Source organism: Streptomyces sp. NPDC088747 (assembly GCF_044751025.1).
Taxonomy (GTDB): Bacteria; Actinomycetota; Actinomycetes; order Streptomycetales; family Streptomycetaceae; genus Streptomyces.
Genome location: NZ_JBIVKZ010000023.1, coordinates 122,332 through 143,065 on the forward strand (window position 1 = coordinate 122,332; position 20,734 = coordinate 143,065).

Here is a 20,734-nt window from a genome sequence, read left to right on the forward strand (position 1 = left end):
GTATCCAAGCTAGCCCTTCCGGGGCGACCGGTTCCGGGTGACAGCTCGTGGTCGTACGCACCTGGCGGCGCACCCGTCCCCACTGTCGACTCCATGCACAGGACCGTCCACTTGCCGCTAACGACTCCTCCGGGGAGATAACGAAAGGCTGGCGGAGCAACGGACGCCAGGTGGTTCCGGCGTCCTGACCTTGGAATCGTCCTGAAGAGGAGTGCACATGCGAGCAAAGCGAATTCTTACCCTGGTCGGAACGCCCGTCGCGGCCGTGGGGCTCCTGCTCACCGCGGGCAGTCCCGCCCTCGCCGTGGATCACGAGATGCACACCGATGACGGCGACCCGGGCGGCCGGGTCCAGTTCACCGCGGGCGGCGACATCGTCAGGGTCGACGACCTGGAGGCGGACGGGTACGCCGCCAAGCTGTTCGTCTACAACCCGAACGGAACGACGCGGTACACGGTCCAGGCCGGCACCGCGGGCACCAGCAAGACGGTGAGCGCCAGTAACGGCGGCGTCTACAACCTCGCCGAGGGCACGGCGTACACGTTCAAGATCTGTCTGCACAAGACCAGCGGTGACTCCTACTGCGACAGCGCAGTGTGGGCGGGCTGACAGCGGCCTTGAGCGGCTGACCTGACGTGGTACCGGCGGCGCGGAAGCGCCGCCGGTACTTCCGCGTGTGTGCCTCCGGCCCGCCGGAAGCTCTTCCGCAACCGGCGGGCACTCCTCGGCACCCGGCGGGCCGAGAGGCTATGCGGGAAGGCCGAGGGCCCGGCGGCGGTAGTGGCTGGGCACGATGTCGTAGGCGGTACGGAAGGTGCGGGTGAAGGCGGCGTGCCCCTTGAAGCCCCAGCGGGCGGCGATCTGGTGCACCGGAACCTCCCGCAGCCGTGGATCCGTCAGGTCCCTGCGGGCGCCTTCGAGGCGGTGGCGGCGGATCAGCGCCGCGACCGTGGTGCCGCGGGTCCTGAAAAGACGGTGCAGGTAGCTCACGGAGATGTGATGGGCGGCGGCGACGGTCCGCGCGGAGAGGTCAGGGTCGTGCAGGTGCTCGCGGACGAAGGCCTCCACGCTCAGCAGCAGACCACGGCGGACGGACTCGTCCGGTGCCTGGGCGTCGGTGTCGGCGTGATGGGCGAGCGCGGCGGCGAGCAGGTCCAGGCCCACCGCGCTCAGCCGGGCGACGTCCGCGGGCCGGTAGGAGTCGCAGTCCGCGGCCACGCCGCTGAGGAACCGGGTGAACAGTGCTCCGGTCCCCTCCTGTCCCGACAGGCGCGTCACCAGTAAGCGGTCTATCTCCGGGGCCGAGAGCGGGAGCATCGCGCGGGGCACATGGGCCCGCACCACCGTGGCCCTGCCGCGGCCGGCCGGCCGCACGCCGAACGGCCGGGACCCGTCGCAGAGCGCGAAGTCCCGCGCGCCCAGTACCGCCTCCCGTCCGACCTGCGTCACTCTCACTCCCCCGTACTGGGCGAACACCACCGAGCACAGCCTGGGATGCGCGTGCCGGGTCAGCCTCGGCGTACGCCGCACCTCGGACGGCGGGCAGGTCAGCTCCGTGACGTCCATCGAGCCCAGGTCCAGCACCGATAACGGCAGGTCGGCGCGGAACACCTTCTTGATCATCTTGCCCCCGTACGTTTCCCCTCCGAAACCTGGTCGACACCCATACTTCATGGGCAGTACATGACATGTCCACCTAATTACTCCCTGGGCTTCACCCCGGGGACCCCGAAGCGGGAGCCGACCCCCCGTCTTCCATGATCGACTCCGTGACGCCGGGTGAGCGGACGGATAATTTCACCCAATCTTCAGGTGAACGGAAATATAAGAACCGCAAATCGAACTCACACCTGATCAATGGAATTGAAGGGTTCAGCCATGGCGGATAAGCGATTCATTGGAAATTGACATCATCCTGAGAGGAATCCCACATCACATCGTCATCACAAAGCGAGTGAATCGACCTGGAACACAGCTCACTCGCTGTAACGTCGATTGAGTGCGTACCAAACGATTGCTGACTCGTCTTGAGCGGGTCTTCGCCCGGCTGGACCGCGAGCCGGAACGCCCGGCCCACATCGATGTGCCGGTCATGAACCGGCACAGGGTCGTGCTCTTCACCGCGACCCTGGCCTTCTACGTGGCCATCGTGTGGGCCGTCGTGATCACCTCATGGCTGGTCCGGCTGGACTGGCAGGTCATGTTCTTCCGCCCCTACCAGCAGTGGTCGGAGATCCACGCCTTCCTCGACTACTACGTGGTGCTCGGCCAGCGCGGCCCTACAGCGGTGATGGTCACCGCGTGGCTGGGCTGGCGGTCCTGGCGGCAGCACACCCTGCGTCCCCTGCTCACGCTGGGGGCCTCACTGCTGCTGCTGAACATCACGGTCGGTGCCGCCAAGATCGGCATGGGCCGCCTCGGCCCGCACTACGCGACCACGGTCGGCTCGAACGAGATGTGGCTCGGCGGCGATATATTTCCGTCCGGTCATACCGCGAACGCCGTTGTGACCTGGGGAATCCTCGCCTATCTGGCCTCGACCCCGCAGGCCAGGCGCTGGCTGTCCGCGGTCTCCGCGGTGGTCTCCCTGGGCGTCGGCCTGACCACCGTCTACCTCGGCACCCACTGGCTGAGCGACGTGGTCCTGGGCTGGGCCGCGGGTCTGCTGATCCTGCTGGCGCTGCCCTGGTTCGAGCCGCTGATCGCCCGCGCCGAGGTATGGATCTTCGGCCTGCGCGACACCTGGCGTGCCCGTCGCGCCCGCCCCGCGCCCGCATCGGCGGGCTCCCCCGCCCCGGCCCCGGCGGGCGCACCCGTCATGGTCACGCAGCCCACCCTCGTCGAGGGGGACTCGCCGGCCCACGAGGCGACGGGCTCCCGTGCGCCGCGGGCAGCGGGCACGATGGCTCCCGGTCCGCACGCGGCACGCTCCGAGCGCACGCCCGTGACCCCGGTCGGCAGCCGCCGCCCGCCGCAGCCGGACCGCGCGCCGCGCACGCCGACGAACACCTCGGCCCGCCCCGTGACGGGGCCCTGAGGAACACCCAGAACCGCGGGACGGTACGCACAGCCTCTCCCCGCACCGCGAAGGCCCCCGGATCCTGACGAGCCGGGGGCCTTCGCACATCACGTCGGCGGCGCCGTCAGCCCTTCCAGCAGCGGGTCACCCTGCCGTCGCTGACCTCGAAGTTCAGCCGCCCCGCGCGGTACTCCATGGTGATGATCGCGCCGGGCGGCAGCGAGCGCACCGTGGACCAGCCGTGTTCCCTGGCCCGGTGCTCCGCGCTGCTCGCCTCCAGCCCGACATAGGGTTCCGTGCTGTCCTGAGGCTCCGCGGGAGGAGTGGGAATGGGTGCCATGAACGCCACGTTAGGCGGCCCTTCGCCACCGGGGAAGCCCGACCCCTCACCACGCGCCGCTTATCCCCCCGCGGTCACACTTCTGTCACAGAATCGCAGTAACCGTTTCGGCCTAACTCCGTCACTCGTACGAGGGGTACGGCGCGCGTTTCGCACACCTTCGAACGTAATTCTGGACCGCGGTGTCGCCGCCTAGGACAGCCCATCGGTCAGCCCAATGGAATGGGTTGATCCGCCGGTGCGGCGGGCCTATTCATTCCGATTCCCGTAGGCGCCCCGGAAGCTGACACCGCATAGGAAATACACGGTTCCAGCACACAACCCCCGCATGCGGCCCGCACAACTTCACGACAGTGCCGTACGCGGCGGTGTCCCCGGCTCGTCGGCCCGATCCAGAGCCCGGGACAGCCGGTCCCGCGCCGTCCTGATCGCCCCGGTGAGCTCGGCGGGTTCGAGCACCTCGAACTCCAGGCCCGTCATCATCACGTGAAGCACCATCACGTCCAGGTTCGCGGCCCCGGTGCGCAGGACGCAGCTGTCCTCCCCTTCCGCCTCCAGCGTCCCGGCGGAGGGCGAGATCCGCTCGGCGGCCTCCGCCACGGGCACCAGCAGCCTGACGACGGCGTGCGAGGCGTACGCGCGCGTGGAGACGCCCCTGGAGACGTACGCCGCCAGGTCCTCGGCCGGTGGCGTACGAGGGGTGAAGCGCGGTCCGTGCGGCGGGGTGGGCGTGACCCGGTCCACCCGGAACGTACGCCAGTCCTCGCGGTCGACGTCCCAGGCGACGAGGTACCAGCGGCGCTCGGTGCACACCAGGCGGTGCGGTTCGACGGTACGGCGGCTGACCGCGCCCTCGTGGTCGCGGTACTCGAAGCGCAGCCGTTCGGCGTCCCGGCAGAGGTTGGCCAGTTCGGTGAGCACCGCCGGGTCCACGGCGGACGGCTGCGGGCCGCGCAGCATCGGCACGGTGAACGCGTTCAGGGCTCCCACCCGGCGGCGCAGCCGGTGCGGCAGCACCTGTTCCAGCTTCGCCAGCGCGCGTACGGAGGTCTCGCCGATGCCCTCGATGCCCTGGCCCGCGGCTGTCCGCAGGCCCACCGCCACGGCCACCGCCTCGTCGTCGTCGAGCAGCAGCGGGGGCAGCTCGGCGCCCGCGCCCAGCTGGTAGCCGCCGCCCGTTCCGGGGCTCGCGTTGACGGGGTAGCCCAGCTCCCGTAGCCGGTCCACGTCTCGGCGCACCGTACGGGGCGTGACGCCGAGCCTGTCCGCCAGGTCCGGCCCCGACCACTCCCGATGGGCCTGAAGCAACGAGAGCAGACGCAGCAGCCGCGCCGAAGTCTCCAACATGCCCCGAGTCTGCCAGCCCTTGCGGACAGCCACTGTCCGCAATCTTCTTCGCCCCCTCCGCCCCTACCCGTCCCGTTCCTGGGGGCTGCCGCCCCCAGACCCCCGCATCGCGCTGACGCGCTCGTCCTCAAACGCCGGACAGGCTAAGAAATAGCCCCTCCGGCGTTTGAGGAGCGGGGGTTCGGGGGCGGAGCCCCCGAGAGACGGGATGGGAAGGGGCGGAGGGGGCGAAAACCCGCTACCCCCACCCCGTCACGGCCGATAACCCAGCTGCGGCACCTCGAAACAGTTGCTGTCCATGTCCCCCTGGGAGACCCAGCCCCGGTGGTCCTCCCAGCGCGCCACCGACACACACGTCCGACGCGTCGAAGGCGCCTGCGCACGCCGCTCGAAGCGGACGGGAACCAGCAGCCCACCCGCGCTGTAGGGCACCCCCCGGTCCATGAACCGGTCGACACATCCCCGAGTGACCCCCTCCCCCACACACGCCTCCGCCGCATCGGAGAACCACATCGCGGCGGCCCACCCCTCCAACTGCCACTGAGAATGGACCTCCAGCCCCTCCGTGGCCTCCCGGAACTCCCGCACGGCCCCGACCCCGGTATCGGCATGGTTCCGGGAAGCCCCGGTCGCCCACAGAGCGTTCCGGCACCGAGGCGAGCCCGCGTAGTCCGTGGCGACGGCCGACGTCCAGTTCTGCACGTTGGTCACCTTGGCGACGACCTCGGCACCGACGTCGTCCATGGCCTCGCAGAGCCGTGCGTTGCCGTGCGTGTCGAGCGCGTCGAAGACGAGGTCGGCGCCCTGTTCCTTCAGATCGGCCGCGGCCGCCCGGAAGTTAGGCAGCGCGAAGTCGACCTGTTCGGTGACGACCCGGTAGCCCTCGGCCCTCAGTCCCTGGACGACGAGCCGGGCGTAGGCGGCCGACGCGGCCTGGTTGTAGGAGACCACGGCGGCCGTACGGGCACCCTGTTCACGCTTGAAGTAGCGGTAGACCTCGGTACCGCCGTACAACTGGCCGTCCCACCCGGGCGAACCGTCACGGGGCGCGAGGCTGCCGTAGATCCCGTAGAGGTGCGGATACGTGTCGTAGGCGGGCCCGATGGGCTGCCCGCCGATGTCGGGCACGCGCGCGCGGGACACGCGGGAGGCGCCGGCGTAGTCGAGGGAGGTGGTGGCCACGAGGGCGACGACCTCGTCCTCGTCGACGAGCCGGTGCACGCACTCGTTGTTGCCGACCCCGCTGCCGCCGTCGTCGCACAGCCGCACCTCCACCGGCCGCCCGCCGATGCCCCCGCGCGCGTTGAGCCGGTCGAAGTAGGCCTTCGCCCCGTCGCGCGGCCCGGTGAAGGCGGCGCCGCCGACGGGGCTGGTGACACTGGTGATGATGCCGACGCGGATCGGGGTGGCGCCTTGGCCCGGGGCGGGTGCGGACCGGTTCCCGAAGTCGCTCTCGGGGAGGCGGCTGCCGCAGGCCGCGCTCAGCAGGAGCAGCAGACCCGCGGCGAGTACCTCAACAGCCCGGCGCCGGCGAGGCATTGCCGCTCAGCTGCACCAGTGCGCAGAGCGTGCTCACGGACACCTTCCAGGTGCCGTCCTGCTCGACGGCCGTTCCGGAGGCACCCGGCAGCGCGGTGGCGCCCTCAAGGATCAGCGAGTACGTCACGTTCGCGTCGGCCGGCGAGGTGAACTCGACCTTCTGCACCTCGGCCTGCACCTGCTGCCCGCGCTGGTCACCGCTGAAGCCCTCAAGGACCGGCGCCATCTCCTCGCCGTTCTCCAGCACGGCCTGTTTGTCCTTCAGGGCGACGGCCGGGTCGAAGAACTTCTCCCAGTTCTCCGTGACCTCCTGCTCGGCCGCGGCGGCGTCGGAGGGTCCAGCGGGGCTGGGCTCCGCGCTGGTGGGTCGTACGGACTGTTCCACGGAGGGGGTGGGCGGGTTCGTCTCATCGCCGCCGCTCTCGTCGCTGCACGCCGTGAGGGCCGCGGCCAGCAACAGAACCGCCGCCGCCACCCCCCGGCCGTTCCCCCACCTGAGGTCGCTCCCGAGAACCATCTGGCTCACCACCGGGTGTCGGACCGGACCAGGTGCGCCCGGTGCTTTCAGGGTCAGCTTGCAGAAGGCATAGTGCAAGCCATTGCCTGACATGGACAGTCAACGGACCAAAACACACGACGTGTTGGAGCCCCGGATGCGGACAGCTCGACTGCGGACTGTGCACCCCGTCCTGTGGGCCGGGTGGGCCGCGCTCGCCGCCGGAGCGGTGTTGTGCGTGATCGGCTGGTACGGCGTCTCCGGGGAGCGGTACGCGGAGCGGCAGTTGCCGTTCCTGGCGTCGTGCACGGTCCCCGGCGCGGCGCTCATCATCGCGGCCGCGGTACTGCTCACCCACGGCAGGAACGCGCTGGCGGCGGCGCGCGTCGAGGAGTTGTACCGACTCCTGGTCGCGGCCGGCCCCGCCGACGCGGACGAGTCCGGACAGGCGGCCACCACCCCCGTGGCCGTCAGCGGTGAGCTCCTGACGGTGCCGGGCGGCACGCTGTGGCACCGCGCCGACTGCCCGTTGGTCGCCGGGAAGGCGGAGGCCGTGCCGGTGGACGCGCTGCTGCTGGCGAGCGGGGAACTGGGTCCGTGTCCGATCTGCGAACCGTCCGCCGCCGACCCGGACGACTGATGGCGTCACTGACGTACGACCTCACCCTCGCCGGCCTCTCGGTCGGCGGTGCCGCCGCCCTGACCGGCATCGGGCTGATCGTGACCCACCGGGCGACCGGCGTCCTCAACTTCGCGCACGGGGCGATCGCGATGGTGTGCGCGTACCTGCTGCGCCAGTTGACGGTCGAGTGGGGCTGGCCGCTCTGGCTCGGCGCCGCGGTGACGCTGCTGCTGGTGGCCCCTGCGATCGGCGTCGCCCTGGAGCGTTTCGTCTTCCGCCCACTGGCCGTCCTCGGCGGCGACCCGGCGCAGACGCTGGTCGCGTCCATCGGCGTCTTCGTGCTGCTCGTCGGCGGCGCCGCTCTGGTGTGGGGCACGGGTGCGCGCGCGGACGCGCCGACGCTGGTGTCGGCTGATCCGTGGGGGCAGTTGGCGGTGGCCGTCGCGCTGGCGGTGGGCGTCGGAGCCGTGACGCGCCGGACGCGTGTCGGCAAGGAGTCGCGTGCCGTCGTCGACGACCGTCCGCTGGCCGCGCTCGGGGGAATCGACGCGGACCGGGTGGCCGCGGCGGGCTGGGCGTTCGGCTCGTTCACGGCCGGCCTGACCGGCGTACTCCTGGCTCCCTACGTACGCCTCGACCCGTACGGCATGCCCCTGCTCGTCATGGAGGTGCTCGCGGTCGCCGTGGTCGCCCGGATGCGGAGTCTGCCGGTGGCGGTCGTGGTGGCGCTCTGCGTCGGCGTCGGCCAGAGCCAGTTGACCCGGCTGCACCCGTCCGGCTGGGGGGAACCCCTGCTCCAGGCCGTCGGCGCGAACCTGTTCGTGGTCGCGCTCCTGGTCGCGGCCCTCGTCCTCCCGGGCATCGGCGCCCGCGACGCGCTCCCGCGCACGGCGACGGCCCGCGTGGCGACGCCTCCGGGTGCGTGGATCGTGGCGGTCGTCCTCTTCCTGCTGCCCCTGGGCTTCGCGGGCTCGGACCTGCACACGTCGGTGCAGGTCCCCGCGCTGGGCGTGGTGCTGCTCTCGCTGGTCGTGGTGACGGGGCGGGGCGGCCAGATCTCGCTCGGGCAGTCGGCGTACGCCGGTCTCGGCGCCCTCTTCACCGCTCTGCTCGCGGCGGGCCGCTTCCCCGGCCTGCCCCCACTGCCGGAACTGGCCGCGCTGGCGGTGGCGGTGCTGCTGGTCGCCCCTCTCGGTCTGCTGACCGGATGGCCCGCCATCAGCAGACACGGCCTGGCGCTCGCCCTGGCCACCTTCGCGGTGGGCGTCGGCGTCAGCCGCTTCGTCTTCGCCCAGCCCTACGCCGTCTCCGGCCTGTCCCTCGACCGCCCGGCGGGCTTCGACGGCGACCGCGCGTACTACCTGCTCGAACTGGCCCTGCTCGCCTGCGCGTTGCTCGCGGCCGGTGCGCTGCGCCGTGGTCGCGCGGGCCGCGCCCTGGCGGCGATGCGGGACCACGAGGGGGGCGCGGCGGCGGCGGGAGTCCGTGTCCCGGCCCTGAAACTCACCGCCTTCGTGGCGGGCGCCGCGCTGGCCGCCCTCGGTGGCGGCATGCTCGGCATGGGCCTGCGCGCGTTCGACGCGACGGCGTACGACCCCGTCCGCGGCCTCCTCTGGTTCGCGGCGGTCGTCGTCCTCGGCGCCGACAGCATGCTCGGCGCGCTCGCCGCCGCGGCCCTGCTCGTGGGCCTCGACGCCGGGGCGCGCGGCGGGGTGGCGGCGGCCCTCATCGGCGTACTCGCCGTCCTCGTCGGCCGTTTCCCCGGCGGCCCGTACGAGGCCCTGCGCGCCGCCGCCGCCCGTCTGCGCCTGGGCCGCCGGGTCACCCTCACGCCGCTGGGCGCCCGAGCACGCCGACGGCTCCGGCCGGTCCCGCCGGGGAGAACGGTCCCGCTGATACCGGCCGGAACCGCCACCCCGCCGACCACGGGCCGACTCGTACCGGACGGACGGGACCACCGCCTCCTGCCAATCCCCGCCCACCGACGCGGCACGACCGACCCGAGCGGCCGGACACCACCCGCCAACGAACGCGGCGCGACCGACCCGGGCGTCCGGACAACACCGGCCCACCGACAGAACTCAACCGACCCGGACCGCCGGGAACCCGCCCACGAACGCGCCGCAACCGACCCGAGCGGCCGGACACCACCCGCCAACGAACGCGGCTCCACCGACCCGGGCGTCCGGACAACACCGGCCCACCGACAGAACTCGACCAACCCGAACCGCCGGGGACCCGCCAACCCACGCGGCTCGACCGACCCGGACCGCCGGGAACCCGCCCACGAACGCGACTCAACCAACCCGAGCGGCCGGACACCACCCGCCAACGAACGCGGCTCCACCGACCCGAGCGGCCGGCCAACACCGGCCCACCGACAGAACTCGACCGACCCGGACCGCCGGGAACCCGCCCACGAACGCGACTCGACCGACCCGGTGGCCCGGTCCCCGCGGACGCGCCCGCACCGCCGGGGAACCCTCCCACCCAGGACCCGCGCACCCCCGCTCGCCCCCCGGACGAGCCCGGGAGCGGCCCCCGCTCCCCGCGACGGTCGCCTCCCCCGCCCCCGGAGGCCGCCACCCTCCGCGCCCGTGGACTCCGCGTCGCCTACGGGGGTTTCGCCGCCCTCGACGGGGTCGACCTCGACGTCAGGGCCGGCCGGGTCACCGCTGTCGTGGGCCCGAACGGGGCCGGGAAGAGCACCCTCTTCCACTGTCTCGCCGGGACGTTGCGGCCGGGCGGCGGGCGGGTGCTGCTCGGGGAACGTGACATCACCCGGCGGCCGGCACACGTCCGCACGCGGCTCGGGATGGCGCGGACCTTCCAACAGCTGGCGGTCTTCCCGTCGTTGACGGTGGCCGAGAACGTCCGGGTGGGCGCCGAGCAGGGGAGGATCCCGGATCCGGGGGCGGTGGAGCGGGCGCTGCGGCTCTTCGGGCTCGACGGGCCGGTGCGGACGCTGCCCGCGGCGGGGCTGCCGACCGGGACGCTGAGGCGGGTCGAGCTGGCGCGGGCGCTCGCGGGGAGTCCCCGGGTATTGCTGCTCGACGAGCCCGCCGCGGGCCTCGACGACGGCGAAGTGGCCGCCCTCGCCCGCGTGTTGCGGGCCCTCGCCGCCGACGGCATGGCCCTGCTCGTCGTGGAGCACGACCTCGACCTGGTCGCCGACCTCGCCCACACGGTCCATGTGATGGCGGCGGGGCGGATCGTCGCCTCCGGACCCGCCGACCGCGTCCTGGAGACGGGAACCGCCGGATGACCATCGCCCTGCGCCGGGCGCGCGTGCGCTACGGCCCCCTGGAGGCCCTGCACGGCGTGACCCTGGTGGCACCCGGCCCCGGCCTCACCGTGCTCCTCGGCCGCAACGGCTCCGGCCGCACGACCGCCCTGCGCGCCCTCGCCGGCGCGGTACCCCTGTCCGGCGGCGCCGTCGTCTGGGACGGCACCGACGTCACCCGGCTGCCCGCCTACGAACGCGCCCGCCGCGGCCTGTGCTTCGTCCCCGAGCGCCGGGCCGTCTTCGGCTCACTGACGGTCCGCGAGAACCTCGAACTCGCCGCCCCCGGGGAGGACTTCACCCCGGCCCTCGACGCCTACCCCGGGCTCCTCCCCCTCCTCCCCCGCCGCGCCGGCACCCTCTCCGGCGGCGAACAGCGCATGCTCGCCCTCTCCCGCGCCCTGCTGACCCGCGCACGCGTGATCCTCGTCGACGAGCCCGCCCAGGGCATGTCCCCGACGGTCGCGGCGCGGACGTACGAACTCCTGGGCGGCCTCGACGCCTGCGTGGTCATCGCGGAACAACGGTTGCCGCCCGGCCTGCGCGAGAGGCCCGGTCCGGGCGAGAGGCCCGGCCGGACGACGTACGTCCATGAACTGCGGCGCGGCGCGGTCGTGTTCAGCGGAGAGGCGGCCGAGACGGGACGGGAACCGGCCGGACCGACGGCGAGCGGGTCTCCTCCGGCGGGCCGAACAGGGTCCGGGTCGCGGTCCGGACGCCACCCGCGGAGCCCTTCGGGATGACCACCAGCATGCCCACGCTCAGCCGGTCCGGAGAAGCCCCGATCATCTGCTTGTTGGCCTTGTAGAGCGTCCGCCAGCCGCCCTTGATCCGGTACTTGCGGGCGATCGACGACAGCGTGTCGCCGCGCTTCACCACATGCATACGGCCCTGGAGTTTGTATCTCTTGGAGCAGACGGGCCAGGCCCCCCAGCCCTGGACGGCCAGCACCGCCTCGGCCACCTTGATCTGCTCCGCACGGGTGGCCAGATCGGCGCGCGCGGCGTATTTCAGACCGCCGAACTCCTTCCAGGTCGGCTGCCAGAACTGCAGCCCCCCGTAGAAGCCGTTCCCGGTGTTCGCGTTCCAGCGGCCACTGCTCTCGCACTCGGCGAGACAGCCCCAGGGCCACTGGTCGTCCGCGCACTCGTACGGCAACCGCGTCGTCGCGGAGCCGGGCAGCGGAGGCGGTGGCGCGGCGGCCGCCCTGGAGGGTGCCAGCACGGACAGCGCGGCGGCGACCGCGGCCGCGTACCGGACGCACTTGCTCGACATGGTCGGCGGGAGCCACATGGGATGCATCGGCACACGCTAAGCAGCGGTCCCCGGCCCGGCCGTCCAGCCGCGCCCGGCCGGGCCGGGGCCCCACCCGGTCGGCGCACCGACCGGACAGGGCCCCACCGGGTCTCCGGCGTCCCGCGCTCCGGAGGGAACGACGGGGCGGCAACTCAGGGACGGGGAACTCAGAGGTCGAGCCGCTGGCCGGGCACGATCAGGTCGGGGTCACCGCCGATGACGGCCTGGTTGGCGGCGTAGATCTCCCGCCAGTCGGTCCCGTGCGACGCCGCGATGGTGCTCAGCGTGTCGCCGCTGCGGACGGTGTAGTCACCGCGCGACGAACTCCGGTTCGTGCGCTCGCCCGACGGACGCGCCGGAGTCTTCGACGGCGCCGCCTCGGGCGTGGACCTGGGTGCCGCCTCGGGTGCCGACTTCGTCGTGCCCGATCCTCCTGTCGAGCCGCCGCCCGAGGAGGTCGGCGCCCCTCCGTACGCGCCGGCCCGCGCCGAACACGTGGGCCACGCGCTCCACCCCTGTGCGCGCTGGACCTTGGTGGCGACGGCTATCTGGGCGTCCTTGGAGGCCTGGTCGGCGGTCGCCGCGTAGGCGCCACCGCCGTACGCGCTCCAGGTGCCGGCGGAGAACTGGAGTCCCCCGTAGTAGCCGTTGCCGGTGTTGATGTGCCAGTTTCCGCCGCTCTCGCACTGGGCGATGCGGTCCCACACCCCGCTGTCGGCCGCGGCGGCGTCACCGCTCGCGGCGAGCAGTCCCAGCGGGGCGAGCAGGGCCGCCCCGGCGAGGACCGCGGCCGTACGTGTCGTACGGCCCTTGGGAGTGCTGTTCTCGGCACATGCGGTCATGTAGTTCCCTCTCCACGTACCCGGGCTCCCCCAGGCAGGGCGCGGCCCCCGCGTGTATGACGCGGGTGGTCGCGCTCCGCCCCGTCCGCCGATGGCTCTGCTGTGAGCCGGTTCGTTCGGCGGCGGACGTACCCGAGCGGTGCTCTGTGCACACGGCGGAGGAATCTATGGAGCGCGCCGACCGATATCAACCAACTCCTTGTCATACGAGGCCAGTTCGCCATTACCAAGGGTAGCGGCGAGATCCGGCCACCCACTTCATTGGGGGATTTCCTGATATGTCGGCCTGTCACCTCTCCGGCCTGTGACCCACTTCACCGGACCAACTTCCCCAGGCACCCGCGAAGTTGACTCGGAGTGACGGATTCCGTAGGTGATCTCACGCTGCGCTTCGGATGGTTCGATTCCGTTCGCTTCCGGGCGTGACTCCGGCCACAGATAGCCCGTTGTCATCTTCATGAGCCGGGGACCCCCGGATCTCAGCTGCCGGGGGCCACCCGGCATCACCACGCACCGCATCCCGAGGAGCCACCGTGCCGCGCATGCTCGACGTCAGCGACGACGTACGCGCCGAGATCGGCGACGAAGAAGCCGACCGTCTGCTCGCCGGAGAGAACGCCCCGGGCAGTTACGACTGCACGTCCTGCCGCACCCAGGGCGACTCGGAACAGGAGCGCACCAGCACCGTCCTGTTCATCGGCGACGAGACGGCCGTTCTGGCCTTCGCCCACGCCACCTGCCTGCCCTCGCAGGTCGTGCAGGTCACCGAGGAGCAGCTCCAGGGCGCCGTCCGCTCGATCACCGCCGAGGGCGGCCCGGCGGGCGCCGGACCCGAGCAGGCCGTACTCGGAGTGACCAGCGGACTCGTCCTGATCAAGGGCGAGTTGCACCCGGCGCTCGTCGTCGAGCCGACCGGGCCCATCGTCCGCCCCGGCTCGACCGACATCGGCGACGACTTCCTGCCCCTCCTCATCGAGCAGGGCTTCATGCCGGTGACCGAGCTGAACTCGGTGCCGCCCGTGCTGCACGGCTGGTCCGTGCTGCTCGCCGCAGGCCAGCTGCACGCCGTACTCCAGCCGGGTACCGGCGGCGGCTCACCGGTCGCCTGGTGGCAGGCCCACCAGGCGCTCCAGGTCGCCGACAGCTGGCGTGCCGCCGCCAACAAGCACCAGCAGGTGCTCCTGTTCGCGGCGCCGGTCGGCTCCATCGGCCGGCAGCCCCGCGAGGACCTGCTGCGCGACGCCCTGGACAAGGCCGCCGCCAACTGCAAGCTCGTCGCCAGCGCGCTGCCGCTCGCCGGGACCTGAGGACACCACCGGCAGGACCGGGGAACCGCGCGATCCCCGCTGACGGCGGACCGTCAGCGGGGATCGCGCGGTTCCCCGCGCCCGCGTCGGGACCGGCCGCACGCTCCCGGTGACCTGCGAAAGCGACGCCTTGGCCGCATCCGTGGCGGGCCGTGTTCGTTGGCACGTACGTGCACACCTACGACGCCCCCCGCCGCCGGCCCTTCCAGCCGGTCCCCGCCGCGCGAGCGGCCCAGGACTCCCCGGGCGGCCCCTCCGCCACGCCGATCTACGACGCGCTCTACGCCGAGTGGGTCAGGTCCTACCGGGCCCTGCCCGGCGACCGCCAGGGCGAGGAGGAACTGGGCTTCGAGGCCTTCGGCCACCTCCCGCAGGCCACGAACTCCTTCAGCTCGTTCAGTTCCTACGGCTCGTACAGCCCGCACAACTCCTACAGCTCGTACAGCGCGGGCGCCTACTCCGCGCGCCGGCAGACGAACGGCCGCCAGCAGCCCGGCACCGGAACGCACCACGTCCCGGCCGCACTGCCGCCCGCGCCGCGCCGAGAGCCCTGAGGGGAGCGGCAGAACGGTGAAGGGGCGGCTCCTCATGGAGCCGCCCCTTCACCGTCACAGTCACTGCCACCTACGCCTCAGCGGCGCTACTTCTTCTTCGCGCCGCGCTTCTCGCGCACCCGCACCGAGATGTGGATCGGCGTCCCCTCGAAGCTGAACTCCTCGCGCAGCCGGCGCTCGATGAAGCGCCGGTAGCCGTGCTCGATGAAGCCGGAGGAGAAGAGCACGAACCGCGGCGGCTTGGTGCCCGCCTGCGTGCCGAAGAGGATGCGCGGCTGCTTGCCGCCGCGGACCGGGTGCGGGTGGGCGGCGACCAGCTCGCCGAGGAAGGCGTTGAGACGGCCGGTCGGCACGCGCGTCTCCCAGCCGGCCAGGGCGGTCTCGATCGCCGGGACGAGCTTCTCCATGTGCCGTCCGGTGCGCGCGGAGACGTTCACCCGCGGCGCCCAGGCCACCTGGAGGAGCTCGGTCTCGATCTCGCGTTCGAGGTAGTAGCGGCGCTCCTCGTCGAGGGTGTCCCACTTGTTGAAGGCGAGGACGATCGCCCGTCCCGCCTCGACGGCCATCGTGACGATGCGCTGGTCCTGGACGGAGATGGACTCGGAGGCGTCGATCAGGATGACGGCGACCTCGGCCTTCTCGACGGCTGCGGCCGTCCGGAGCGAGGCGTAGTAGTCGGCGCCCTGCTGGAGGTGGACGCGCTTGCGGATGCCCGCCGTGTCGACGAACTTCCAGGTGATGCCGCCGAGTTCGATGAGCTCGTCGACCGGGTCACGGGTGGTGCCCGCGACCTCGTTGACGACGACCCGGTCCTCGTTGGCCACCTTGTTCAGCAGCGAGGACTTGCCCACGTTCGGGCGGCCGATCAGGGCGATGCGCCGGGGGCCGCCGACCGCGGTGCCGAAGGTCTGCGCCGGGGCCTCGGGCAGCGCCTCCAGGACGGCGTCCAGCATGTCGCCGGTGCCGCGGCCGTGCAGCGCGGAGACGGGGTGCGGCTCGCCGAGGCCGAGGGCCCAGAGGTAGGAGGCGTCGGCCTCGCCGCTCAGGCCGTCGACCTTGTTGGCGCACAGGACCACGGGTTTGCCGGCCTTGCGCAGCAGTCGTACGACCGCCTCGTCGGTGTCGGTGGCGCCGACCTTGGCGTCGACGACGAAGACGACCGCGTCGGCCGCGTCGATCGCGTACTCGGCCTGGGCGGCCACCGAGGCGTCGATGCCGAGGACGTCCTGCTCCCAGCCGCCGGTGTCGACGAGCTTGAAGCGGCGGCCCGCCCACTCGGCCTCGTAGGTGACGCGGTCGCGGGTGACGCCCGGCTTGTCCTCGACGACCGCCTCACGGCGGCCGATGATCCGGTTCACCAGGGTCGACTTGCCGACGTTGGGGCGGCCGACGACGGCGAGCACCGGCAGCGGGCCGTGGCCGGCCTCCCCGAGCGCGCCCTCGACGTCCTCGACGTCGAAGCCCTCTTCCGCGGCGAGCTCCATGAACTCCGCGTACTCGGCATCGCCAAGCGCCCCGTGCTCCTGCTCCGCGGAGCCGTCGGGCTGGATGTGGTCGTTCATGAAGTCCGTACCTCGTCGTTCATCGTGGTGATCGGTGGACGCCCGCAAATCGGGCGGTCCACTACTCAAGTGTCGCCTGGTGCCCGGTGGGGCGCCCGGCGTTTTCCCGGCGCCCGGTGAGGCGCCTGGCGTGCTCCAGGTGCGCGGTGAGCTGCTTCTGGATGCGTACGGTCGCCTCGTCGAGGGCCTTGCGCGTACGCCGTCCGCTGCCGTCGCCCGCTTCGAAGGGGTCGCCGAAGACGACGTCGACCCTGCTGCGCAGCGGGGGCAGCCCCTTTATCAACCGGCTGCTCTTCCCGGAACTTCCCAGTACCGCCACCGGCACGATGGGCGCCCCGCTGCGAAGGGCGAAGTACGAGAGGCCGCCCCGCAGCGACGCGAAGTCGCCCTCACCGCGGGAGCCCTCCGGGAAGATGCCGAGGACACCGCCGTTCGACAGCACCCCCAGCGCCCGGGTGACGGCCGTACGGTCGGCGGTCGAGCGGTCGACCTCCAGCTGACCGAGGGCTCGCATGGAGGAGCCGATCGGGCCGACGAACGCCTCCTTCTTGACCAGGAAGTGCGACGACCTGGGCGCCACCCCGATGACCATCGGGCCGTCGATGTTGTGCGAGTGGTTGACGGCCAGGATCACCGGACCGCTCGCGGGAACCTTCCAGGCGCCGAGGACGCGCGGCCTCCACAGGCCGTACATCAGTCCGACGCCGATACGGCGCCCGACCTCGGCACCCCGTGCCGACGGTGCTTCGGTCACTTCGCGTCCCGCTTCTCCTCGACGAGGGTGACGACGCACTCGATGACCTGCTGGAGTGTCAGGTCCGAGGTGTCCACCTCGACCGCGTCGTCGGCCTTGGCGAGCGGGGACGTCTTGCGGCTGGAGTCGGCCGCGTCCCGCCTGACCAGGGCCTCGCGGGTGGCGTTGATGTCGGCGCCCTTGATCTCACCGCTGCGCCGGGCGGCCCGCGCCTCCGCGGAGGCGGTGAGGAAGATCTTCAGGTCGGCGTCCGGGAGCACGGTGGTCCCGATGTCGCGCCCCTCGACGACGATCCCGCCCCGCGCGTCGGCGGCGATCGAGCGCTGGAGCTCGGTGATCCGCGCACGTACCTCGGGCACCGCGCTGACCGCGCTGACCTTGGAGGTGACCTCGTCCGTGCGGATCGGGCCCGCGACGTCCGTGCCGTCGACGGTGATGGCCGGCGCGAGCGGGTCGGTGCCGGAGACGATCTCCGGCTTGCCCGACGCGGCGGCGATCGCGCCGGGGTCCGTGACGTCGATCCCGTTGCTCACCATCCACCAGGTGATCGCCCGGTACTGGGCGCCCGTGTCCAGGTAGCTCAGTCCGAGCTGCGAGGCCACCGCCTTCGAGGTGCTCGACTTACCCGTGCCGGAGGGGCCGTCAATCGCGACAATCACAGCCGGTACGGTCCGGGCGGCGCCGTTTTCCACGGTGGGAACACCTTCCTGGTGCGGGGCGGAGGCTTGTACGGGACACGATCGCGCCCCGCACAAGGTTACTGGCTTCACGGACCCCGTATTACTGGCCCTTCCTGGGCCGTCGCGACAGCGCCCTCGCGCGGACCCTCACAACGGGCCGCTACTGCCGCAGTGCCCAGCCCCGCTCCCGCAGCGCCGCGCTCAGCACCGGCGCCGCCTTCGGCTCCACCATCAGCTGCACCAGACCGGCCTGCTGCCCGGTCGCGTGCTCGATGCGTACGTCCTCGATGTTGACCCCCGCCATCCCCGCGTCGGCGAAGATGCGGGCGAGCTGGCCGGGCTGGTCGTCGATGAGGACGGCCACGACCTCGTAGGGGCGCGGCGCGGAACCGTGCTTGCCGGGCACCCGCACCTGCCCGGCGTTCCCGCGGCGCAGGACCTCCTCGATGCCGGTGGCGCCCTCGCGCCGCTTGGCCTCGTCGGAGGACTGGAGGGAGCGCAGGGCCTGGACCGTCTCGTCGAGGTCGGCGGAGACGTCGGCGAGGAGGTCGGCGACCGGTCCGGGGTTCGCGGACAGGATGTCGATCCACATTCGGGGGTCGGAGGCGGCGATCCGGGTCACGTCACGGATGCCCTGCCCGCAGAGGCGTACGGCGGCCTCCTCGGCGTGCTCCAGGCGTGCGGCGACCATGCTGGACACCAGGTGCGGCATGTGGGAGACGAGCGCGACGGCCCGGTCGTGGGCGTCCGCGTCCATCACGACGGGTACGGCACGGCAGTGCGAGACGAGTTCGAGGGCGAGGTTGAGCACCTCGGTGTCGGTGTCCCGGGTGGGCGTCAGGACCCACGGGCGCCCCTCGAAGAGGTCGGCGGTGGCGGCCAGCGGTCCCGACTTCTCCCGGCCGGACATGGGGTGCGAGCCGATGTACGCCGACAGGTCGAGGCCGAGCGCCTCCAGCTCACGGCGCGGGCCGCCCTTCACGCTCGCCACGTCGAGGTAGCCGCGCGCGAGCCCGCGCCGCATGGCGTCCGCGAGGGTCGCGGCCACGTGCGCGGGCGGCGCGGCCACGATCGCGAGGTCGACGGGACCCTCCGGGGCCTCGTCCGTGCCGGCGCCGAGCGCGGTCGCCGTACGGGCCTGCTCCGGGTCGTGGTCGGTGAGGTGGACCACGACGCCGCGTGCGGTCAGGGCCAGGGCGGCGGACGTGCCGATCAGCCCGGTGCCGATGACGAGGGCGGTCCTCACTGGGCGATGTCCTTGCGCAGTGCGCCCGCCGCGCCCAGGTAGACGTGGGCGATGTCGGCGCGGGGCTTGTCGGACTCGATGTGTGCGAGGACACGTACGACCCGGGGCATCGCGCCGTCGATCGCCAGTTCCTGCGCGCAGATCAGCGGCACGTCGACGATGCCGAGCTTGCGCGCGGCGGCGGCCGGGAAGTCGCTGTGCAGGTCGGGCGTCGCGGTGAACCAGATGCTGATCAGGTCGTCGGTGGTGAGGCCGTTCCGGTCCAGGACGGCGGTGAGCAGCTCGCTGACCTGCTCGTCCATGTGGCCGGCCTCGTCCCGCTCCAGTTGGACGGCGCCCCGGACCGCTCGTACCGCCACGGTGATGCTCCTTGCTGATGTACGTGTACGTCTTGTCACACCAGCGTAGTCAGCCCCCGACACGCCGGTGCGCGGCGCCCGCCTGCCGAGACGGGGGCCGCGCACCCGGAACGGGGGTCAGACCTGCTGCGCCTTGATGAGGTCCTCCAGGGACGCGGACGGCAGTCGGCCGTTGGGGGACAGCTTGTCGACCGCCTGCGGCAGGGTCTCGGCGATCTGGGTCGCGGCCTGGTCCGGGGTGACGCCGGCCTGGTCGGCGACCTGCTTGAGGGTCTCGTCGGGCACCGCCTGCTGGATCTGCGCGCCGGTCACGGGCTGGTTCTCGCCGGTGCCGACCCAGGAGTTCTTCTGTTCGGTGAGCCCGGACCTGGTGAGCATCTCCAGCAGCCCGCCCAGCGGGTTGCCGCCGGCCGAAGCACTGCCTGGAGCACCGCCAGGAGCACCGCCATGACCACTGCCCGAACCGCCGGCCAGGGACTGGAGCAGCGCCCCCAGGATGCCCGCGCCGGAACCACCGGCCGTTCCGCCCTTGCCGCCGCCGAGGAGGCCCCCGAGCAGACTGCCGAGATCGTTACCCGCCATGGTTGGTCACGCCTTTCGAGAGCGGGCCGGGGGCACGTCACCGTCCGGCCTCAGACCCTGCCAATGTCACTCGAACCGTCCTCTTCCGCCACTCGTCCCCCGTGTAGTGAGAACGCATCCGTGCGCCTCTGGACGCCGGGGCGAGGGTCCGCTCTGATAGCAGGAGACTCGCCTCGGGGGAGGCCCGCATGGCCCGTACGAAGCGCCCAGGACCCGTTGTCACCCTTCTCGTGGGGCTGGTGCTCGGCCTGTTCCTGCTGTCGCTCAACGCGACGACGGGGACCAAGCCCGCGTCGTCGGCCCAGGAGGTCGCGCCCGCCGCGTCCACGTCGCCCAGCCCGAAGCCGAGCGCCACGCCGAGCCCGGCGCCCACGAAGTCCACCGCGTCGCCTTCGCCGTCTCCGTCGAGGAACGCGCCGTCCAACGCCGACTACGCGGGCCGTACCGACGACGACTCCTCGGCGATCGCGGTCACCGTGCGGGGCGGCAAGGCGATCGCGTACTTCTGCGACGGCCACGACAAGGAGTCCTGGCTGAAGGGCGACGTCGAGGACGACGGCACGATGAGGCTCACCGGCAAGAAGAAGGGCGACGAGCTCAACGGCAGGCTCCAGGACAACAGGCGGATCCGCGGCACCGTCGACCTGGGCGGGCAGCGATACGGATTCACCGCGGACAAGGCGGTCAAGCCGTCCGGGCTGTACCGGGCGACGGCCACCGTGCGCGGCGCCACCGTCGACGGCGGCTGGATCGTGCTGCCCGGTGGCGATCAGGTCGGGATCCTCAAACGCGACGACAAGCCCGCGCCGGCGCCGGAGATCGACCCGGAGACCGGCGCCGTGACGATCGACGGCGAACAGCTCACCGCCCGGCCCGTCACGCCCTGACCTCCCGCTCGTCCCCAT

Annotated in this window: 19 protein-coding genes and 2 pseudogenes; 8 read left to right on the forward strand and 13 right to left on the reverse strand. The window is 72.2% G+C overall.

The annotated features are described in order from the left end of the window. Positions 1–217 precede the first annotated feature (217 nt). Positions 218–610: a hypothetical protein gene (locus ACIP79_RS38205; protein ID WP_383683532.1), complete on the forward strand. Its 393-nt coding sequence runs from the start codon at positions 218–220 to the stop codon at positions 608–610. Positions 611–748: 138 nt separating this feature from the next. On the opposite strand, the gene ACIP79_RS38210 is transcribed toward ACIP79_RS38205, so the two are convergent. Beyond that, entirely contained in the window at positions 749–1,624 is an 876-nt protein-coding gene (locus ACIP79_RS38210; RefSeq protein ID WP_401231434.1) for a helix-turn-helix domain-containing protein, read from the reverse strand. Between the two features lie 376 nt (positions 1,625–2,000). On the opposite strand from ACIP79_RS38210, the gene ACIP79_RS38215 reads away from it, so the two are divergent. Beyond that, positions 2,001–3,038, forward strand: coding sequence for a phosphatase PAP2 family protein (locus ACIP79_RS38215; RefSeq protein ID WP_401231437.1), 1,038 nt, complete (start codon positions 2,001–2,003; stop codon positions 3,036–3,038). A gap of 106 nt (positions 3,039–3,144) precedes the next feature. On the opposite strand, the gene ACIP79_RS38220 is transcribed toward ACIP79_RS38215, so the two are convergent. The 4 genes from ACIP79_RS38220 to ACIP79_RS38235 form a co-directional block, all read right to left on the reverse strand. Then, on the reverse strand, positions 3,145–3,360 hold the full coding sequence (locus ACIP79_RS38220) for an I78 family peptidase inhibitor (protein WP_401231440.1): 216 nt from the start codon (positions 3,358–3,360) through the stop codon (positions 3,145–3,147). 345 nt (positions 3,361–3,705) lie between these two features. Then, a complete protein-coding gene (locus ACIP79_RS38225) occupies positions 3,706–4,707 on the reverse strand; it encodes a helix-turn-helix transcriptional regulator (protein WP_401231443.1) in 1,002 nt (333 codons plus the stop codon). Positions 4,708–4,959: 252 nt separating this feature from the next. Beyond that, the gene (locus ACIP79_RS38230) at positions 4,960–6,246 is read right to left on the reverse strand and encodes an ABC transporter substrate-binding protein (RefSeq protein ID WP_401231445.1); all 1,287 of its coding nucleotides are present in this window, start codon (positions 6,244–6,246) and stop codon (positions 4,960–4,962) included. Continuing rightward, positions 6,221–6,763, reverse strand: coding sequence for a hypothetical protein (locus ACIP79_RS38235; RefSeq protein ID WP_401231448.1), 543 nt, complete (start codon positions 6,761–6,763; stop codon positions 6,221–6,223). Before ACIP79_RS38235 ends, ACIP79_RS38230 begins: the two co-directional genes overlap by 26 nt. A 136-nt stretch (positions 6,764–6,899) precedes the next feature. Between ACIP79_RS38235 and ACIP79_RS38240 the strand changes: the two genes are divergently transcribed. The 3 genes and pseudogenes from ACIP79_RS38240 to ACIP79_RS38250 all read left to right on the forward strand — a co-directional run bounded on the left by ACIP79_RS38240 (position 6,900) and on the right by ACIP79_RS38250 (position 11,390). Next, positions 6,900–7,382, forward strand: a complete 483-nt coding sequence (locus tag ACIP79_RS38240) for a hypothetical protein (protein ID WP_401231450.1) — start codon at positions 6,900–6,902, stop codon at positions 7,380–7,382. Further along, a pseudogene (locus ACIP79_RS38245) lies at positions 7,382–10,629 on the forward strand (ATP-binding cassette domain-containing protein). Before ACIP79_RS38240 ends, ACIP79_RS38245 begins: the two are co-directional and overlap by 1 nt. Continuing rightward, positions 10,626–11,390, forward strand: a complete 765-nt coding sequence (locus ACIP79_RS38250; protein ID WP_401231453.1) for an ATP-binding cassette domain-containing protein — start codon at positions 10,626–10,628, stop codon at positions 11,388–11,390. The pseudogene ACIP79_RS38245 and the gene ACIP79_RS38250 overlap by 4 nt, the downstream one beginning before the upstream one ends. A gap of 52 nt (positions 11,391–11,442) precedes the next feature. Here the strand turns inward: ACIP79_RS38250 and ACIP79_RS38255 are convergent. Further along, positions 11,443–11,949, reverse strand: a pseudogene (locus ACIP79_RS38255) (transglycosylase family protein); the annotation flags it as partial. Between the two features lie 161 nt (positions 11,950–12,110). Further along, positions 12,111–12,785, reverse strand: a complete 675-nt coding sequence (locus ACIP79_RS38260; RefSeq protein WP_401231456.1) for a transglycosylase family protein — start codon at positions 12,783–12,785, stop codon at positions 12,111–12,113. Positions 12,786–13,318: 533 nt separating this feature from the next. Between ACIP79_RS38260 and ACIP79_RS38265 the strand changes: the two genes are divergently transcribed. Both ACIP79_RS38265 and ACIP79_RS38270 read left to right on the forward strand, forming a co-directional pair. Continuing rightward, positions 13,319–14,092 (forward strand): hypothetical protein, encoded by a 774-nt coding sequence (locus ACIP79_RS38265; RefSeq protein ID WP_401231458.1) that lies wholly within the window; start codon positions 13,319–13,321, stop codon positions 14,090–14,092. A gap of 170 nt (positions 14,093–14,262) precedes the next feature. Beyond that, positions 14,263–14,646, forward strand: coding sequence for a hypothetical protein (locus tag ACIP79_RS38270; RefSeq protein WP_401231565.1), 384 nt, complete (start codon positions 14,263–14,265; stop codon positions 14,644–14,646). 86 nt (positions 14,647–14,732) lie between these two features. Here the strand turns inward: ACIP79_RS38270 and der are convergent, their stop codons facing one another. From der to ACIP79_RS38300, 6 genes are all read right to left on the reverse strand, one after another. Continuing rightward, positions 14,733–16,208 (reverse strand): ribosome biogenesis GTPase Der, encoded by a 1,476-nt coding sequence (der, locus tag ACIP79_RS38275; protein WP_401231461.1) that lies wholly within the window; start codon positions 16,206–16,208, stop codon positions 14,733–14,735. A gap of 61 nt (positions 16,209–16,269) precedes the next feature. Continuing rightward, positions 16,270–16,962, reverse strand: coding sequence for a lysophospholipid acyltransferase family protein (locus tag ACIP79_RS38280; protein WP_401231464.1), 693 nt, complete (start codon positions 16,960–16,962; stop codon positions 16,270–16,272). Continuing rightward, positions 16,959–17,654 carry a (d)CMP kinase gene (gene cmk, locus ACIP79_RS38285; RefSeq protein WP_401231466.1) on the reverse strand — a complete coding sequence of 232 codons (696 nt, stop codon included), beginning with the start codon at positions 17,652–17,654 and terminating at the stop codon, positions 16,959–16,961. Before cmk ends, ACIP79_RS38280 begins: the two co-directional genes overlap by 4 nt. Positions 17,655–17,802: 148 nt before the next feature. After that, on the reverse strand, positions 17,803–18,888 hold the full coding sequence (locus ACIP79_RS38290) for a prephenate dehydrogenase (RefSeq protein WP_401231469.1): 1,086 nt from the start codon (positions 18,886–18,888) through the stop codon (positions 17,803–17,805). Next, positions 18,885–19,247 (reverse strand): chorismate mutase, encoded by a 363-nt coding sequence (gene aroH, locus ACIP79_RS38295; protein ID WP_383689019.1) that lies wholly within the window; start codon positions 19,245–19,247, stop codon positions 18,885–18,887. The genes ACIP79_RS38290 and aroH overlap by 4 nt, the downstream gene beginning before the upstream one ends. A gap of 117 nt (positions 19,248–19,364) precedes the next feature. Continuing rightward, positions 19,365–19,829: a YidB family protein gene (locus tag ACIP79_RS38300; RefSeq protein ID WP_401231472.1), complete on the reverse strand. Its 465-nt coding sequence runs from the start codon at positions 19,827–19,829 to the stop codon at positions 19,365–19,367. 188 nt (positions 19,830–20,017) lie between these two features. On the opposite strand from ACIP79_RS38300, the gene ACIP79_RS38305 reads away from it, so the two are divergent. After that, entirely contained in the window at positions 20,018–20,716 is a 699-nt protein-coding gene (locus ACIP79_RS38305) for a hypothetical protein (RefSeq protein WP_401231475.1), read from the forward strand. Positions 20,717–20,734 lie beyond the last annotated feature (18 nt).

Bases quoted from the DNA above. Each gene is read 5' to 3' on its own strand.
- ACIP79_RS38205 (WP_383683532.1), top strand. From the start codon at position 218: ATGCGAGCAAAGCGAATTCTTACCCTGGTCGGAACGCCCGTCGCGGCC.
- ACIP79_RS38210 (WP_401231434.1), bottom strand. From the start codon at position 1,624: ATGATCAAGAAGGTGTTCCGCGCCGACCTGCCGTTATCGGTGCTGGAC.
- ACIP79_RS38220 (WP_401231440.1), bottom strand. From the start codon at position 3,360: ATGGCACCCATTCCCACTCCTCCCGCGGAGCCTCAGGACAGCACGGAA.
- ACIP79_RS38225 (WP_401231443.1), bottom strand. From the start codon at position 4,707: ATGTTGGAGACTTCGGCGCGGCTGCTGCGTCTGCTCTCGTTGCTTCAG.
- ACIP79_RS38230 (WP_401231445.1), bottom strand. From the start codon at position 6,246: ATGCCTCGCCGGCGCCGGGCTGTTGAGGTACTCGCCGCGGGTCTGCTG.
- ACIP79_RS38235 (WP_401231448.1), bottom strand. From the start codon at position 6,763: ATGGTTCTCGGGAGCGACCTCAGGTGGGGGAACGGCCGGGGGGTGGCG.
- ACIP79_RS38240 (WP_401231450.1), top strand. From the start codon at position 6,900: ATGCGGACAGCTCGACTGCGGACTGTGCACCCCGTCCTGTGGGCCGGG.
- ACIP79_RS38250 (WP_401231453.1), top strand. From the start codon at position 10,626: ATGACCATCGCCCTGCGCCGGGCGCGCGTGCGCTACGGCCCCCTGGAG.
- ACIP79_RS38260 (WP_401231456.1), bottom strand. From the start codon at position 12,785: ATGACCGCATGTGCCGAGAACAGCACTCCCAAGGGCCGTACGACACGT.
- der (WP_401231461.1), bottom strand. From the start codon at position 16,208: ATGAACGACCACATCCAGCCCGACGGCTCCGCGGAGCAGGAGCACGGG.
- ACIP79_RS38300 (WP_401231472.1), bottom strand. From the start codon at position 19,829: ATGGCGGGTAACGATCTCGGCAGTCTGCTCGGGGGCCTCCTCGGCGGC.
- ACIP79_RS38305 (WP_401231475.1), top strand. From the start codon at position 20,018: ATGGCCCGTACGAAGCGCCCAGGACCCGTTGTCACCCTTCTCGTGGGG.